The organism is Pseudarthrobacter sp. AB1 (genome assembly GCF_014926485.1).
In the GTDB taxonomy this organism is placed as follows: Bacteria; Actinomycetota; Actinomycetes; order Actinomycetales; family Micrococcaceae; genus Arthrobacter.
In genome coordinates this window covers 99806-116227 of record NZ_PZKO01000036.1, presented here as the reverse complement: position 1 = coordinate 116227, position 16422 = coordinate 99806, and the positions used below count along the sequence as shown (strand labels likewise).

Here is a 16422-nt window from a genome sequence, read left to right as displayed (position 1 = left end):
GAAATCGTCTACCAGTCACGCAGTGAGATCGATTCGGGGGTTGCAGCAGAGCTGGGCGCCCGGCGGGTCGAGCTCGATGAGCTGCTGGCCAACTCCGACATCGTCTCCCTGCACTGCCCCTACGGACCCGCCACCCACCACCTGATCGGCTCCGGGCAACTCGCAGCCATGAAGGACACGGCATACCTCATCAATACCGCGCGGGGCCCCATCATCGACGAAGCGGCCCTCGCCGCCGCGCTACGCCAGGGGCAAATAGCCGGTGCCGGGCTCGACGTTTATGAGAACGAACCCAGCGTGCACCCCGGATTACTCGAGCTCGAGAACGTGGTGCTCGTGCCGCACCTCGGCTCCGCCACGGTCGAGACCCGAACCGCGATGGCGATGCTCGCCGCCGACAACGTCCTGGCAGTGCTCAGCGACGGACGACCGCCCACCCCGATCAATTAAAAGCACCTGGCGTCCACCGAGCGAGGCGACAACCTGAACGAGTACGAGCCCCGTCGCGAAGGCATGGGGCTCGTACTCGTTCATGTTCTTCACGAGCGAAGGAATTGCCGGGCGAGTTTCAGGGACCAATTGCGTGATTCTCTCCCCTATCGAGCGACCAAATGGAACGCCGATAACCGGCCTTCCGTAAAGCTGAACCGTTTCGGTTCCGCATAGTGGCGCAGCGACGATGTCCGGTCTCAGTTTTGTTGGCAAGAATCCCAGTTAACTTGGCAATCTACTGGTGGGGGCCGTTTTCTCACTTGAGTTGGCAACGCCGAGATCACCTAAACCAGTAACTGCAAGGCCATCCGGCCTATTCTCAGCGCTGGACGCCTACGGAATTGCCAACTTGATTGAAACGACTCGGACCGGATCCGTCTCACCTGAGTTGGCAAAATCCCATGTCGACGTTGCCAACTTAACTGAGAACGGACAGATAATCGGGAGGGGCTCATGGCTGCGTCAAGTTAGATGAATGAGGACACCCCCAGTTACTCAATGGACAATGGTCCTGCACGCCCAGTTAGGGCACGCCCAAACATGCCTTCCGATAAACAGCTTCCGCGTCCTGGGAGGCGCGTTACTTATCAGTTGGGAGTGTAAGCCAACGTCGAGATATTGTGGCCGTTTCAGACCGCAGCTCACACCTTGAAGTACTTCGCCTCCGGGTGGTGGAACACGAAGGCGTCGGTGGACTGTTCGGGGTGCAGCATCAGCTCATCGCTGAGGACCACGCCCATCCTTTCGGGCTTCAGCAGCTCCGTCACCTTGCGGCGGTCCTCCATGTCCGGGCACGCGGGGTATCCGAGTGAGAACCGCGCACCGCGGTAGTCGAGCTTGAACAGGCCGGCCTTGTCCTTCGGCTCCTCGGCTGCGAAACCCAGCTCCGAGCGGATGCGCGCATGCCAGAACTCCGCCAGCGCTTCGGTGAGCTGCATAACCAGGCCGTTGAGCTCGTAGTAGTCGCGGTATTGGTTGGCCGCGAACATCTTGGACGTAAACTCTTCGATCTTCGAACCGGCGGTGACCAGCTGCACCGGCAGGACGTCCACCTGCCCCGATTCGCGCGAGCGCACAAAGTCGGCCAGGCACAGATGCCGGTCCCGGCGCTGGCGCGGGAAGTCGAACCGCAGCCGTTCGGTGCCGATCGGACCGCCTGAACCACCGTCGGGGGCGAGGAGCCCCGCGGTGCCGAGGACGCCGTCGTGATCCTCCCCGTGGTGCAGCACCACCACCTGTTCCCCTTCGGTGACCACCGGGAAATAGCCGTAGGCGACGGACGCATCAAGCATTCCCTCGCCGAGGATGCGGTCCAGCCAGTACCGCAGGCGGGGCCGGCCTTCGCGCTCCACCAGTTCCTCATAGGAGGCGCCGTCATCGCCGCGGCCGGGCTTGAGCCCCCACTGCCCCATGAAGGTGGCGCGCTCGTCGAGCATGGCGGCGTAGTCGTGGAGTGCCACGCCGCGCACAATGCGCGTGCCCCAGAACGGCGGTGCGGGCACGGCATTGTCGGAGGCGACGTCGGACCGGCCGGGCATTGCCTCCGGCTCGGTCACCGTGAACTTCGGGCCGCCTTTATGGATCCGCTTCTTCAGCGGCGGAAGGCCAACGGCGTCCGGGTCCGCGCCGCGGGCCACCTGCACCAGCGGTTCCATGAGGGCCAGGCCCTCAAAGGCGTCCTTGGCGTACCGGACGGTTCCCTCAAACTGCTCCGCCAGGTCCTGCTCCACGTAGGCGCGGGTCAGGGCGGCGCCGCCGAGGATGATGGGCCACTTTTTCGCGAGGCCCCGGGACTGGAGTTCGGCGAGGTTTTCTTTCATCACCACGGTGGACTTCACCAGCAGGCCGGACATGCCGATCACGTCGGCGTTGTGCTCCTGCGCTGCGGCCATGATCTCGGCGATCCCCTGCTTGATGCCGATGTTGATGACTTTGTAGCCGTTGTTGGTGAGGATGATGTCCACCAGGTTCTTGCCGATGTCGTGCACATCGCCGCGCACGGTGGCGATCACCATGGTGCCCTTGCCCGAGGAATCCGATTTCTCCATGTGCGGCTCGAGCAGGGCCACCGCGTTCTTCATCACCTCGGCGGACTGCAGCACGAACGGCAACTGCATCTCGCCGGCGCCGAAGCGCTCGCCCACCACCTTCATGCCCTCAAGCAAGTAGTCGTTGATGATGCCGAGCGGGGTCATGCCCTCGCTGCGAGCCAGGTCCAGGTCTCCTTCGAGGCCCTTGCCTTCGCCGTCGATGATGCGCCGCCCCAGGCGTTCGCCGGTGGGCAGCGCCGCAAGTTCTGCCGCGCGCTGGTCTTTGAGCGCCGCGGTGTCGACGCCGGCGAACAGGTCCAGCATGCTGTTCAGGGGGTCGTACGTGATGTTGCCGTCGGCGTCGTATTCGCGGCGGTCCCAGATGAGGTCCAGGGCAACTTTGCGCTGTTCTTCCGGCAGGGAGGCGAGCGGTACGATCTTGGCGGCGTCAATGATGCCGCTGGTCAGGCCGGCCTGCACGGCCTCATGCAGGAACACCGAGTTCAGTGCCATGCGCGCTGCCGGGTTCAGGCCGAAGGACACGTTGGAGACGCCGAGGGTGGTCTGGATGCCGGGATATTCCGTGGTGATCTGGCGGATGGCCTCGATGGTTTCGATGCCGTCCCGGCGGGTTTCTTCCTGGCCGGTGGCGATGGGGAAGGTCAGGGCGTCCACGATGATGTCCTCGACGCGCATCCCCCATTCGCCTACCAGGGCGTCGACGAGGCGCGAGGCGATGGCCACCTTGCCTTCGGTGGTGCGTGCCTGGCCCTGTTCGTCGATGGTCAGCGCGATCACGGCGGCGCCGTGTTCCTTTACCAGCGGCATGATGCGCGCGAAGCGGCTGTTGGGGCCGTCGCCGTCCTCGTAGTTGACGGAGTTGACCACCGGGCGTCCGCCGATGTGTTCGAGCCCGGCCTGCAGCACGGGCGGTTCGGTGGAGTCGATGACGAGCGGGAGCGTGGAGGCCGACGCGAAACGTGAGACGATCTCCTTGATGTCGGCCACGCCGTCGCGCCCCACATAGTCAATGCAGACGTCCAGCAGGTGCGCGCCAACACGGACCTGTCCGCGGGCAATATCAACGCAGTCGTCCCAGCGCTCTTCGAGCATCGCCTGGCGGAACGCCTTCGAACCGTTCGCGTTGGTGCGTTCGCCGATGGCGAGGTACGCGGATTCCTGGTCGAAATTCACGTGGTGGTAGAGGGAAGCGATGCCGGCTTCCCGCTCGGTGGGAACGCGGCCGCCGTCGGCGCCCCGCCCGCCGCTGGTGACGGCGCCGTTGGCGCGGAAGGGCGCAAGACGTTCGACGACGGCGGCCATGTGCTCCGGCGTCGTACCGCAACAGCCGCCCACCAGGCCCAGGCCGAACTCGCGAACGAACTGCTCGTGTGCGGTGGCGAGTTCGGTGGGCGAGAGCGGATAGTGCGCGCCGTTGGGACCAAGGACGGGCAGGCCGGCGTTGGGCATGCAGGCGATGGCGACGGAGGACTGCTTGGAGAGGTGGCGCAGGTGCTCGCTCATCTCGTCCGGCCCGGTGGCGCAGTTCAGGCCGATGGCGTCGACGCCGAGCGGCTCGAGGGCGGTGAGCGCGGCGCCGATCTCGGAGCCCATGAGCATGGTTCCAGTGGTTTCGACGGTCACCGTAACGAAGATGGGGAGCCGGATGCCGCGGGTGACGATGGCCTGCTTGCAGCCATTGACCGCGGCTTTGGTCTGCAGGAGGTCCTGGCTGGTTTCGATGAGGAAGGCGTCCGCGCCGCCGTCGATGAGGCCCTCGGCCTGCAGGGCGAAGGTCTGCTTGAGGTAGTCATAGCTGGTGTGTCCGAGGCTGGGGAGCTTGGTGCCCGGCCCCATCGAGCCGAGGACCCAGCGCACGCGGCCGTCTGTTGCTTCTGCCGCTTCGGCGCGTTCCCGGGCAATTTCTGCGCCTTTGCGGGCGAGCTCTTCGATCCGGTCGTCGATGCCGTAGTCGGAGAGGTTGGACCAGTTAGCGCCGAAGGTGTTGGTTTCCACCGCGTCGATGCCGGTGGCGAAGTACGCGTCGTGGATGTCCGCGAGGACGTCGGGCCGCGTGGCGTTGAGGATCTCGTTGCAGCCTTCGAGCCCCAGGAAGTCGTCCTCGAGCGAGAGTTCCCGGCCCTGCAGCATGGTGCCCATGGCCCCATCGGCAATGACGACACGGTGGTTCACCGCATCCAGGAGTTCCTGGGCGCGGACAGGGCGGGGGACGGAGTCAATATCAAGCGCGAAACGAGGCATCTAAACAGGTTACGGGTGGGGGCTGGAACGTTGCGCTGTGTGTCCGTGTACTACGACGGCGGCTGGTGGCCTCGCTAGGACCTTCAGGCAGCGCCTGTGAGTTAACGCACAACCGATAGCGGACGTTTCGTCAGCCTGAGCTGGGGGAGAGGCGCCCAAATGGCACAAATTCGATGAGTTTGGCTGCTAACGGGGTTTGTAGACATCCGCACGGTGCTCGATGCGGTGGACGTATAAGGTGTGCTCTTCAATGTCGAGGGTTAACAGCACGCGGTAGTCACCACGGCGTGCGGTGCGCAGGCCAAGGAGTTCGTTGGTGAGGGGCTTGCTGAACCGGCGCGGATTATCGGCCAGGACACCCGTAACGAATTCCACGATAGCGGCGGCAGCCTTCTCCGGCAGCCGACGAAACCCTTTCAGTGCAGGGCTGGTGACCTCGATTTTCCATAACCCGCGCCCATTGGATGATTCCTCGGTCACCTCGACGGCAGTCCAAATTCGCGGCGCAGCTCATCGCCGCTGACCGTGTTGCCTTCGGCGATGTCGTGCCGGGCCTGGTCCAAATCTTCGCGGATACCCGGACGTGAGAGCCAATGGATCGTTTCCTGCAGGGACTCCAGATCGTCAGCGGACATCAACACGGCTAGTGGATGCCCATGGCGCGTGATCTGGATGATCTCATGCGTCTTGTCTGCTTCCTCTACAAGCGCGGAAAGCTTGTCCTTGGCTTCGCTAAGAGGTACCGTTCTCATGGCATAAATATAGCCTGAAACCAGGCTAATCACTAGCCTGACTTTTAGCCGATAATAATGATTGTGTCAAGCTGAAGTCGCAGTCAAGGCCTCTAGGTTTGCCGGCTCGAGAACATGTTCAATAGCCATGATGCCTGCCCCGATGACCCCGGCGTCGGCCCCGGTACGGGCTTGAACGATTGAAAGGTGCTGGGTAGCCAGAGGGGTGGAGCGTGAATAGACAACTTCCCGCATCCCCGCGATGAGCTGTTCACTCGCTTCAGCCATCGAGCCGCCGATAACAATAAGGGACGGGTTGAGGATGCTGACGCACATGTTGAGGACCTCGCCAATATCCCTCCCCGCCTGGCGCACAGTCTGGCTCGCCAGGAGGTTTCCTTTTCGGACCAGGGCAACCACGTCGCTGTCGCGCTCAAGCTCTACGCCCTCAGCCCTCAGAGCCGCCGCTATAGCCGGCCGTCCGGCAATGGCTTCCAAGCACCCGATATTCCCGCACCGGCAAGCGATGCCTGCCGCCCGCCCGATTGCAATGTGCCCAACATCGCCTGCGGAACCGTCGGCACCGCGCTGCAGCTGTCCGCTGCTGATGATTCCGGAACCGATGCCCGTGGCGACTTTGAGGAAGATCATGTTCTCGGACTCCGGCCACGCCACGGCCCGCTCGCCGAGAGCCATGATGTTGACGTCGTTATCCACCAGGACCGCCACCTCGTAGCTGCGCTGGACATAGCGGGGAACGTCGAATCCGTTCCAACCCGGCATGATGGGCGGCTGCGAGGGTCGCCGCCGGCGGCCACCGCCCGTATCGAATTAAACAGACCAACCATGCCTAAATGCGAAGGGCCAGATTACCCCGGAAATGCAGCACATATGTAAAAGCGTGTTAGGAGGGGAACCAGTGAGCAAAGTGCCGCCCACTGCATCCCATCGCGCCTTGTCTGGAAGCTGCCGGGCCAACGAGCCACAAAGTGGCAGCAGGGGTTAGGCTCAAACAATTGTCCAGACAGTGGCTGGAAAATTTGGGCTGGAACGTCAGAGCTGCCAACTGGGCCTTCAGAGGCATCACATTCCTCCGTTGGCGAGCGTCCTCCGGTTCCCCTCGGCGATGGCTAGAAGGTCTGGGTCGATCGGTCCGTTAGAGTTTGTCACCGCCGCGACCCATTCCAAATATTCGGTGTGGTCAGGATGCATCGGGTCAGCGAGGGCCCTCCTTTCGTATCCGGAGAGGCCCCCAGAGATTTCCAGCTGCCTAGTTGTGGTGCTCGCGCCGGAGCACGTCGTCGACGAGGGTCACATAGAAATTTAGTTTGCCAAGATCAGGCTGAGGTAGTCGGCAGTCTCACATACTCAAACCTCCGCCACCGGAGCCGCGAACTGCGCCTCGTACAGCCGCGCATAGGCCCCGCCCGCGGCCAGCAACCATGCGTGCGTCCCCTGCTCCACGATCTGCCCGGCCGCCATCACCAGGATGAGGTCGGCGTCGCAGATCGTGGACAGGCGGTGCGCAATGACAAAAGACGTCCGGTCGGACCGCAGCGCACGCATCGCCTTCTGCACCAGCACCTCGGTCCGGGTATCCACCGACGACGTCGCCTCATCCAGGATCAGCACCGACGGCCGGGCCAGGAAGGCCCGCGCAATCGTCAGCAGCTGCTTCTCCCCCGCGGACACATTCGAGCCTTCATCCTCCAGCACAGTGTCGTACCCCTCCGGCAGCGAATGCACGAACCGGTCCACATGCGTCGCCCCCGCAGCCTCCAGAATCTCGGCCTCAGACGCCGAAGGCCGGCCGTAGGCGATGTTGTCCCGGATGGTCCCGCCGAACAGCCACGTATCCTGCAGCACCACGCCCAGCCGCGAGCGCAGCTCCCGCCGCGGCACCGAAGTGACGTCCATGCCGTCGAGCGTTATGCGCCCGGCATCCAGCTCGCAGAACCGCATCATCAGGTTCGCCATCGACCCCAGCTGCGCCAGCGGCATAGTGAACTGCCGCGAGTACTGGATGAACGCCTGCATGTCGCCCAGCTGCATGGCCCCGGTCGCCACCTGCAGGCCGCCCATCACGGCGATCCCCACGTACACCAGTTTCCCGATGAACGTCATCGCCGGCATGATCAGCCCCGAAATGAACTGCGCGCCGAAACTCGCGTCGTACAGCTCCACATTCTTCTGCCAGAACCGCTCCTCCACCTCGCGCTGCCGGCCGAACACCTTCACCAGCGCATGCCCGGTCCCCAGGAGGCTCCCGCAGCCGAAATTTGTCTACGCCGCCGTACGCCGCAAGAGTAAACGTACGACGGCGGGACTTCCCGCCGTCGTACGCTGGAGGCTTGGTGCCTTTGTCATCCGGGAGCAAATTATGGCCATCGCCGTGGACAGGCCACGCGGCGCTTCAGCCTCTGACAAGCTGCGTGGACCCGTTGGTCAGGCGCCCAATCTAGTGGTGGGTGCCCCGCCTGCTTTGAGGCAAACACGTGAAAAAGGAGGGCTGCTCAACTGGCGCAAGCGGGACGACGAGCCACTGGCCTCCATAGAACTCGACGTACGAGTCTGAAGGGCAACCTGCATAGGCTTCTTCACGTGTCATGCCGATCATTCCTTTCAAGAACCCGGTTGTGGAGAACATCTCTCCTGTCCTTCAACAAGTCTTAGACCTTTAACCTTATATGTCAATAGACATTTGAAGTTAAAGGTTAGATAATAAAGATGGCGGTACCAAGCACGCCCGACGAAGGAGCAAGGGTCCATGACCACGTGGAGAGAGCAGCTCGCCTTCGCCCCCTTAGCAACCTTTGACCGGGGGGAAGAGGTGGGAAGGCGGCTCAGGTATGCCATCGAACTCGGGGTGCTTGAAGACGGGACCCAGTTGCCCAGCGAAAACGAGCTGGCAGCCAAGATGGGCGTGTCGACGCTAACCCTTCGCGCGGCGCTGGCCGAGCTGCGGGGGCGCGGCTTGCTCGAGACGCGGCGGGGCAAGGGCGGCGGAAGCTTCGTCAAGGCCAGCACAGGCGACATCATCAAGGCGGAGCGTGAATCGCTCATGGCCTATTCTCTCGATGACCTGCGCGACATCCGTGACTACTGGGCCGTCTTGGCGGGCTCTGCAGCGGCTGCCGCAGCGGAGCGGAGTGGGCGGCTTTCCCTCGGGCGCCTTGCGTCCATGGCGGTGAAGATCGCGTCGTCTGAGGATTCTGCGCAGGCGATTCGCGACGACAGCAGGTTTCACATCGAGCTTGCCGCCAGCTCGGGTTCTGTCAGACTCACACGCGAGGAAATGGCGATGCAAGCCGAGGTTGGGCCGCTGATCTGGGCAGCCCCTGCCGGATACGGCAACGCAGCAGCAGAACATGCGTCTATCGTGGAGGCCATTCGGTCCGGAGACGGGATGCTTGCCCGGGCTCTGGCCGAGGAGCATGTCCGGTCGGATATGAACCGGGTACTCGATTTGCGAATGAGCGTCGATGCATCCCGCGAAGAATCCTTTCCTGACCCCGGCAAGGAAGAACGCGAACTGGCATTGATCGGATCCTTCACCGAGCTTCTGGCAGATACGGCCTCAGCTTCGATCCGTTCGATCGAACACGCGGTGCACGTTCAGCTCGGCTCTAAGCGGCAGGGAGACAGCTCTGATCTGGACGCAATCTACGACGCTTCGCGACAGACTCTTGAGGGAGCCGTTCCACTGTTGTACGGAGCGGGCTTCCTGCCTGACGTTTCATTCGGCCCTGCGGGCGCGGCCTGGTGCCACGCCCCGTCGGGACCTCAGTCACTTCAGCGGCTGGTGATCGACTGGGACTTATATGAAGGCGGCACCGCAACGTGGCGCCCCGAGGACTACGGCGACGGAGCCATCCACATCAGCCATGCGTACCTGGATGCCAACGGGAGTAACGAAAACATCGTCACTTTCAGCAAAGCCGTTTTCGTGGGGGAAGAAATGGTCGGGATCGTCGCTGCGGATGTACTGGTCCGGGGAATCCAGAGCCACCTCGAACCGCACCTTCGGGCCTTATACCCGAATACGTGCCTCGTCGACCAGAATGATGTGATCATCGCAACCAACACCGGCCGCTTCATGGGGGGAATCTACTCACCCGCGCAATACGCCGGGAAGCAGATCGACCTCCACGCAATGCCCTGGAGACTCTTCGTGGGCACCCCTACTGCAGGCTCCCCTGGAGAATGAGGCACCTTCCAGGACGTGCCACTAAACGAGAGCGTCGACGGCAAGACTGAGGCGGTCAACCCCGTGCATGGCATCTGCCGCCCGGACCAGGGTCAGGTGCGAGAAGGCTTGCGGAAAGTTCCCCGCCATCCGATCCTCGTCTGTTGCGTACTCCTCGCTCAGCAGACCAAGCTCGTTGGCAAGCCCCACGAGCTTGTCCATCAAGACCTTCGCTTCCGCTTGGCGACCTGTCCGCGCGTACTGCTCCACAAGCCAGAAAGAGCATGCGAGGAAAGGATGTTCACCCGGTTCCAGGCCGTCAACGCCGCTCTCTGTCCGGTAGCGCAGCAAAAGGCCGTCGTCGGTCAGGAGTTCCTGTTCCAGCCGCTTGACTGTGCTGAGCATGTGCTCGTCGTTATAGGGGAGAAACCCGACCTGGGGCATGACGAGCAGGGCCGCATCTGTTTGCGTTCCGCCATAGGTCTGCGTGAAGGAATTGATGCTCCGGTTGAAGCCCTCGCGCATGATCTCTTCCCGTAACCGGTCCCGGAGTTTCTCCCACTTTGTGGCATCGCCTGGTAGTCCGTGGATCCGTATCGCCCGGATCCCGCTGTTGAAGGCGGCCCACATCATCACGCGGGAGTGCGTGAAGTACTGTGCTTCGCCGCGCATCTCCCAGAGGCCGAAGTCCTTGTCATCGATGTGTTTTTCGACGAATCCCAGGAGCGCCTTCTGAAGCGCCCAGGAGAAATGGTCTTCCTTGCCTCCGGCCATCCGCAGCCGTTCCAATGCCACCATCACTTCGCCGACAACATCAGCTTGGAACTGCGAGACTGCGGCATTTCCAATGCGCACAGGCTTGGAGTCTTCGTAGCCGGGGAGGTGGGCCAGTTCGCGTTCAGGGAGTTCCCGTTCTCCTCCCACCCCGTACATGATCTGCATCTGCTCAGGATCGCCAGCGAGGGCCCGAAGAAGCCAGTTGCGCCACTGCAGCGCCTCCGTTTCGTAGCCATGGGTCAGCATTGATTCCAGTGTCAGGGCCGCATCGCGCAGCCAGCAGTACCGGTAGTCCCAGTTCCGCGGACCGCCGAAATCCTCGGGGAGGGAAGTTGTGGGCGCTGCGACGATGCCGCCCGTTTCAAAATGCGTCAGGGCCCGCAGCACCAACAACGAGCGCTTGACCGCACCGCCATAAACGCCGTCCTGCCGGCAGTGGCTTCCCCAGCGGCTCCAATAGTCGGTGGCCTCCTCGAGGGCAACATCAACGTTAGAGGCTGCGGGCAAGGGGCGGTGCGAGGGGAACCACGTCAGTTCGAAATCTAGCTGCTCGCCCTTCGACACAACGAATTCTCCCTCGTGCCCGTGCGCGTGGGCATGCGGAAGATGAGGCCCCCTCAGTGCAAGGGCATCCGGACCGGCCATCGCCAACAGGACCGGTGCCGCCCTCGGCTCGTGGTCGCGAATCCGGCTCATCCAGGGGAGAACCGTTGAATATCCTGGCCGGATCCGAAGTTCCTGGCGCATTTCTACGCTGCCTTCCACACCGGTGACGCGGCGGACCAGGGAAGATCCGCTGTCCCCCAACGGCATGAAATCGGTGACAATTACGGATCCGCTGCCGGTCTTCCAGATGGTTTGGAGCACAAATGTCGAGTCAATGTAGTGCCGGTCGACAACGGCAGCGCCGGCTTCGCTGGGCGCCAGCAGCCAGTGGCCGTGCTCATCGGTGCCCAGGATTCGGCTAAACACGGACGGCGAGTCGAAACGGGGGAAACAGAGCCAGTCCACGCTGCCATCCCGGGAGATGAGAGGCCCAGTTTGAAGGTCCGATAACAGCGCATAGTCCTCGATGGGGGAAGCCATGCTCCACTCAATCACAATTTGTTCATCTGGGTGAGGCCCGGCTTCACGCGTTCAGCTGTCGTACCGGCCCGCCCACAGGGCCACCTACCAAAAGGGGTGGTTCAAACCGTCCGGAATCAGCGTTTCGCCTACCTGCCGATGACGGGACGATGGATGTCAAGCCCACCTACGGCGAAAGAAGAAGAGCAGTTCCCACCTACCAACGCATTACCTAACGGGAAAGACTGAGCGACATGACACGAGAAGAAGCCTACGCACGGTGCCCCTCGGATTCGTATGTGGAATTTTATGGCGGCCAATGGCTGGTTGTCCCACTTGCACCCGTCCAGCAGCCTGCCTTTTTCACGTGCATGCCCGGCGAACGCCGCAGCACCCGCCATTGATCGCAAGGGCAGAAGCCCTAAACCTCCGCCACCGGGGCCGCGAACTGCGCTTCATACAGCCGCGCATACGCCCCACCCGCAGCCAGCAATGAAGCGTGCGTGCCCTGCTCCACGATCTGCCCGGCCTCCATCACCAGGATGAGGTCGGCATCGCGGATCGTTGACAGGCGGTGGGCGATCACAAAAGACGTCCGGTCGGACCGCAGCGCACGCATCGCCTTCTGCACCAGCACCTCGGTCCGCGTATCAACCGAAGAAGTCGCCTCATCCAGGATCAGCACCGACGGCCGGGCCAGGAAGGCCCGCGCAATCGTCAGCAGCTGCTTCTCCCCCGCGGAAACGTTGGAACCCTCGTCCTCCAGCACAGTGTCGTACCCCTCCGGCAACGAGTGCACGAACCTGTCCACATACGTCGCCCGCGCCGCCTCCAGAATCTCGGCCTCGGACGCCGATGGCCGCCCGTACGCGATGTTGTCCCGGATGGTCCCGCCGAACAGCCACGTATCCTGCAGCACCATGCCCAGCCGCGAGCGCAGCTCGTGCCGGGGCACCGAGGTGACGTCCACGCCGTCGAGCGTTATCCGCCCCGCATCCAGCTCGTAGAACCGCATCATCAGGTTCACCAGCGTGGTCTTACCCGCCCCCGTAGGCCCCACAATGGCCACCGTCTGCCCCGGCTCCGCCACCAAAGACAAAGAAGAAATCAGCTGCTTGTCCGGCGAATACGAGAAGGAGACGTCCTCAAACACCAGCCGCCCCCGCCCGAAAACGGGACCAGACGAAGCAACAGGCTCCGCAGACTCCTCCTCCTCATCCAACAGCGAGAACACCCGCTCCGCCGACGCCACCCCGGACTGCAGCAGGTTCGCCATAGACCCCAACTGCGCCAGCGGCATAGTGAACTGCCTCGAGTACTGGATGAACGCCTGCACGTCGCCCAGCTGCATTGCCCCGGACGCCACCTGCAGGCCGCCCACCACCGCAATCCCCACATACACCAGGTTCCCAATAAACGTCATGGCCGGCATGATCAGCCCGGAAATGAACTGCGCACCGAAACTCGCGTCGTACAGCTCCACATTCTTCTGCCGGAACCGCTCCTCCACCTCGCGCTGCCGGCCGAACACCTTCACCAGCGCATGCCCGGTGTACGTCTCCTCGATCTGCCCGTTCAGCTCCCCCGTGTGCTTCCACTGCGCCACAAACAGCTTCTGCGAGCGCTTGGCGATCAGCGCCGTGATCCCCAGCGTCAGCGGAATGGTGACCAGCGCGATCAGCGCCAGCGTGGGCGAGAGGATCACCATCATCACCAGCACACCCACCACGGTCAGCACCGATGTGACCGCCTGGCTGATGGACTGCTGCAGGCTCTGGGAGACGTTGTCCACGTCGTTGGTCACCCGGCTCAGCAGCTCACCGCGCTGGATCGAATCGAAGTACCGCAGCGGCAGTCGGTGGATCTTCGCCTCGATCTCCCCGCGCAGCCCGAACACCGTCCGCTGCACCACCCCGTTCAGCACATACGCCTGCACCCACATAAACGCCGACGCCAGCACGTACAGCACCAGCGCCCACAGCAGCACACTGGACAGTGCCGCGAAGTCGATCCCGGTGCCCGGGGTCAACGCCATGGGCGTGAGCATGTCCGCCCGCTGGTTCTCCCCCGCGGCCCGCAGCTGCGCGATCAGTTGCTCCTTGCTCACCCCGGCGGGCAGCTGCCGGGACACCACCCCGGCGAAAATCAGGTTGGTGCCCTCCCCCAGCAGCCGCGGCCCGATCACCGAGAGCGTCACGCTGGCCACGCCCATCACCAGGACCAGCAGCAACCACGCCCGCTCCGGCCGCAGCGTGCCCAGCAGCCGCTTGGCCGACGGCCCGAAGTTCATCGCCTTCTCTGCCGGGACGTTCATCCCCGCGAACGGTCCGCCGCGTCCCGGTCCGCCTGCCGGACGCGGAATGCGTACGACGTCGGCAGTGGCGGTTTTGGAGGCCGCTGCGGTTCCGCCGGGGGCTGCTGGGTGGGAAGCGCCCGACGTCGGCCGCTGCGGCGCGCTCACACCGTCTCCTCCGCTGCCAGCTGGGAGGAGACAATCTCCCGGTACGTCTCGGAGTCCTCCAGCAGCTCCCAGTGCGTTCCGCGCGCAACGATCCTGCCGTCGTCGAGCACTAAAATCTGGTCCGCATCCACGATACTGGACACCCGCTGGGCGATGATCACCAGGGTGGCGCCGGCCGTGTTGCGCTTGAGCGCCTGCCGCAGCCGGGCGTCGGTGCCGGTGTCCAGAGAAGAGAACGAGTCGTCAAAGATATACAGTTCGGGCCGTTTCACCAGGGCCCGGGCGATGGCCAGCCGCTGCCGCTGCCCACCGGAGACGTTGGTGCCGCCCTGGGAAATGGGTGCGTCCAGGCCGCCCTCCATCTCCTCCACGAAGTCCCGCGCCTGCGCAATCTCAAGGGCGGACCAGCACTCGTCCTCGGTGGCATCTGGTTTGCCGTACTGCAGGTTGCTGCGGACGGTGCCGGTGAACAGGTAGGGCCGCTGCGGCACCAGCCCGATGTGCCCCCACAGCAGGTCCGGGTGCAGCTCGCGCACGTCCACCCCGTCCACCCGGACCGAGCCGGTGGTGGCATCGAACAGCCGCGGCATGAGGTTCACCAGGGTGGTCTTACCGGCACCGGTGCTGCCGATGATCGCCGTCGTCTGCCCTGCCCTGGCGGTGAAGCTGAGCCCGGAGAGGACGGGCTGATCGGCACCCGGGTAGGCGAATCCGACGTCGCGCAATTCCAGCTGCCCGCGGCGGTGCCCATCGGACGCCACCGCACTGCTGAGCGGATTCTTCGGCGGCCGGACGCTCGACTCGGTGCCCAGCACCTCGCCGATCCGGTCCGCCGAGACAGCGGCGCGCGGGATCATCACCGCCATGAACGTGGCCATCATGACGGACATCAGGATTTGCATCAGGTAGCTCAGGAACGCGATGAGCGTGCCCACCTGCATGGAGCCGTCCTCGATCCGGAACGAGCCGAACCAGATCACGGCCACGGACGAGACGTTCAGCACCAGCATCACCACGGGGAACGCGAGCGCCATCAGCCGGCCGGCACGCAGCGCGGTGTCCGTGACGTCCTCATTGGCCTGGGCAAAGCGGGCGCTCTCGATGTCCTCCCGGACGAACGCGCGCACCACCCGGATGCCGGTGAGCTGCTCCCGGAGCACGCGGTTTACGGTGTCGATCCGGACCTGCATCTTCCGGAACAGCGGCACCATCCGGCTGATGATCAGGCCCACCCCGATCATCAGCACGGGCACGGCGACGGCGATCAGCCAGGACAGCTGCACGTCCTGCCGGACGGCCATGATTACGCCGCCGATGGCGAGCATGGGCGCGGCCACCATCAGGGTGGCCGCCATCAGCACCAGCTGCTGGACCTGTTGGACGTCGTTCGTGGAGCGGGTGATCAGGCTGGGCGCGCCGAACTTGGTCACTTCCTGTTCGGAGAACTCCCCCACCCGGGTGAAGATGGCCCCACGCAGATCCCGGCCCACCCCCATGGCCGCCTTCGCCCCGAAGTACACGGCAATCACGGCGCAGATGATCTGCAGCAGCGTAATCGCCAGCATCAGGCCGCCCAGGCTGAGGATGACGCCGGTGTCCCCCTTGGCCACGCCCTCATCAATGATGTCCGCGTTCAGCGTGGGCAGATACAGCGACGCGATGGATTGCGCCAGCTGGAAAATCACGACGGCGATCAGCAGTTGCCGGTGCGGCCGCAGGTATTCAACAAGCAGTTTCCAGAGCAATGCGGCTCCAAAGGTTCTGTCCCGCTGGAAGGTTTAGCTAGGGGTGGTGCGAAGGTCAGTTTACGTCCGGTGGCTGGGATAAAGGCCGGCAGCTTCGGGAGAAATGCGGCCGGTTCTCCCAGAGCGTATTCGCCTGGCCGGTGGGAGCGCCGCCGTCGGCTTGTCCGCGAACTACCGGGCGATGTCCTTAGCCCGGACTCCGCTGCGACGCCAGATCTCCTGCCACCTCTACGACCTTTTCAGCTGGCACTCCGGCGGCCAAGGCGGCAGCAATCTGCACGTCGCACGCGGCTTTTGCCTGGTCAAGGGCCCATTCAGCGGCCTCGACCTCGCCGACGCGGGTGGTCACTGCGGCCAGCAAAGCGTTGTGCAGAGCTAAGAGGTCTGCGGCCGCCTTTTTGGACCCGGGTGACGCCAGCCCGTGTTCGCCGTAAAGTGTCCAATCAACCTGGGCGATGGACAGAGGCGGGGTGTTTGAATTAATGAACGGTTCCACGGGGCGGCCTTCTACGACTGGCGAAGCAAGGCTCCCGGTCGCTGAGCGGAATCAGGTCTCTGAGGACCACCAGACTGAACAAGTCTGTCTACTAAGTCAGAGACTACACAGGAGCCTGTGAAATACGAAGCGTCGTCGGTGACACGTCTGGCGGATCGCTGCCCTCGCATTGGGTGT

The 16422-nt window shown here is 63.6% G+C and carries 9 protein-coding genes and 2 pseudogenes; 2 read left to right on the top strand and 9 right to left on the bottom strand.

Annotated elements, in window-relative coordinates; translation table 11 throughout:
• On the top strand, positions 1-450 hold a 450-nt coding region (locus DAD99_RS10665), incomplete at its 5' end, for an NAD(P)-dependent oxidoreductase (RefSeq protein WP_305072201.1).
• 683 nt (positions 451-1133) lie between these two features.
• On the opposite strand, the gene metH is transcribed toward DAD99_RS10665, so the two are convergent.
• The 5 genes and pseudogenes from metH to DAD99_RS10640 form a co-directional block, all read right to left on the bottom strand.
• Positions 1134-4784, bottom strand: coding sequence for a methionine synthase (metH, locus tag DAD99_RS10660; protein ID WP_193341514.1), 3651 nt, complete (start codon positions 4782-4784; stop codon positions 1134-1136).
• 186 nt (positions 4785-4970) lie between these two features.
• Positions 4971-5264 carry a type II toxin-antitoxin system RelE/ParE family toxin gene (locus DAD99_RS10655; RefSeq protein WP_193341513.1) on the bottom strand — a complete coding sequence of 98 codons (294 nt, stop codon included), beginning with the start codon at positions 5262-5264 and terminating at the stop codon, positions 4971-4973.
• Positions 5261-5536, bottom strand: a complete 276-nt coding sequence (locus DAD99_RS10650) for a type II toxin-antitoxin system Phd/YefM family antitoxin (RefSeq protein ID WP_193341512.1) — start codon at positions 5534-5536, stop codon at positions 5261-5263. The genes DAD99_RS10655 and DAD99_RS10650 overlap by 4 nt, the downstream gene beginning before the upstream one ends.
• A gap of 66 nt (positions 5537-5602) precedes the next feature.
• Positions 5603-6319, bottom strand: a pseudogene (locus DAD99_RS10645) (ROK family protein); the annotation flags it as partial.
• Positions 6320-6883: 564 nt separating this feature from the next.
• Positions 6884-7768 (bottom strand): annotated as a pseudogene (locus DAD99_RS10640) (ABC transporter ATP-binding protein); the annotation flags it as partial.
• Positions 7769-8282: 514 nt separating this feature from the next.
• Between DAD99_RS10640 and DAD99_RS10635 the strand changes: the two are divergent.
• Positions 8283-9722, top strand: a complete 1440-nt coding sequence (locus DAD99_RS10635) for a GntR family transcriptional regulator (protein ID WP_185261742.1) — start codon at positions 8283-8285, stop codon at positions 9720-9722.
• Positions 9723-9743: 21 nt separating this feature from the next.
• Here the strand turns inward: DAD99_RS10635 and DAD99_RS10630 are convergent, their stop codons facing one another.
• The 4 genes from DAD99_RS10630 to DAD99_RS10615 form a co-directional block, all read right to left on the bottom strand.
• Positions 9744-11564 (bottom strand): glycoside hydrolase family 15 protein, encoded by a 1821-nt coding sequence (locus DAD99_RS10630; protein WP_193341510.1) that lies wholly within the window; start codon positions 11562-11564, stop codon positions 9744-9746.
• Positions 11565-11964: 400 nt separating this feature from the next.
• The gene (locus tag DAD99_RS10625; RefSeq protein ID WP_375372208.1) at positions 11965-14004 is read right to left on the bottom strand and encodes an ABC transporter ATP-binding protein; all 2040 of its coding nucleotides are present in this window, start codon (positions 14002-14004) and stop codon (positions 11965-11967) included.
• Complete coding sequence (locus DAD99_RS10620; RefSeq protein WP_193341509.1) at positions 14001-15749, bottom strand: ABC transporter ATP-binding protein; 1749 nt, start codon at positions 15747-15749, stop codon at positions 14001-14003. Before DAD99_RS10620 ends, DAD99_RS10625 begins: the two co-directional genes overlap by 4 nt.
• A 187-nt stretch (positions 15750-15936) precedes the next feature.
• A complete protein-coding gene (locus DAD99_RS10615) occupies positions 15937-16245 on the bottom strand; it encodes a hypothetical protein (protein WP_193341508.1) in 309 nt (102 codons plus the stop codon).
• Positions 16246-16422: the final 177 nt, after the last annotated feature.

Excerpts from the sequence above, each read along its gene's own strand:
- metH (WP_193341514.1), bottom strand. The coding sequence starts at position 4,784 with ATGCCTCGTTTCGCGCTTGATATTGACTCCGTCCCCCGCCCTGTCCGC.
- DAD99_RS10630 (WP_193341510.1), bottom strand. The coding sequence starts at position 11,564 with ATGGCTTCCCCCATCGAGGACTATGCGCTGTTATCGGACCTTCAAACT.
- DAD99_RS10650 (WP_193341512.1), bottom strand. The coding sequence starts at position 5,536 with ATGAGAACGGTACCTCTTAGCGAAGCCAAGGACAAGCTTTCCGCGCTT.
- DAD99_RS10635 (WP_185261742.1), top strand. The coding sequence starts at position 8,283 with ATGACCACGTGGAGAGAGCAGCTCGCCTTCGCCCCCTTAGCAACCTTT.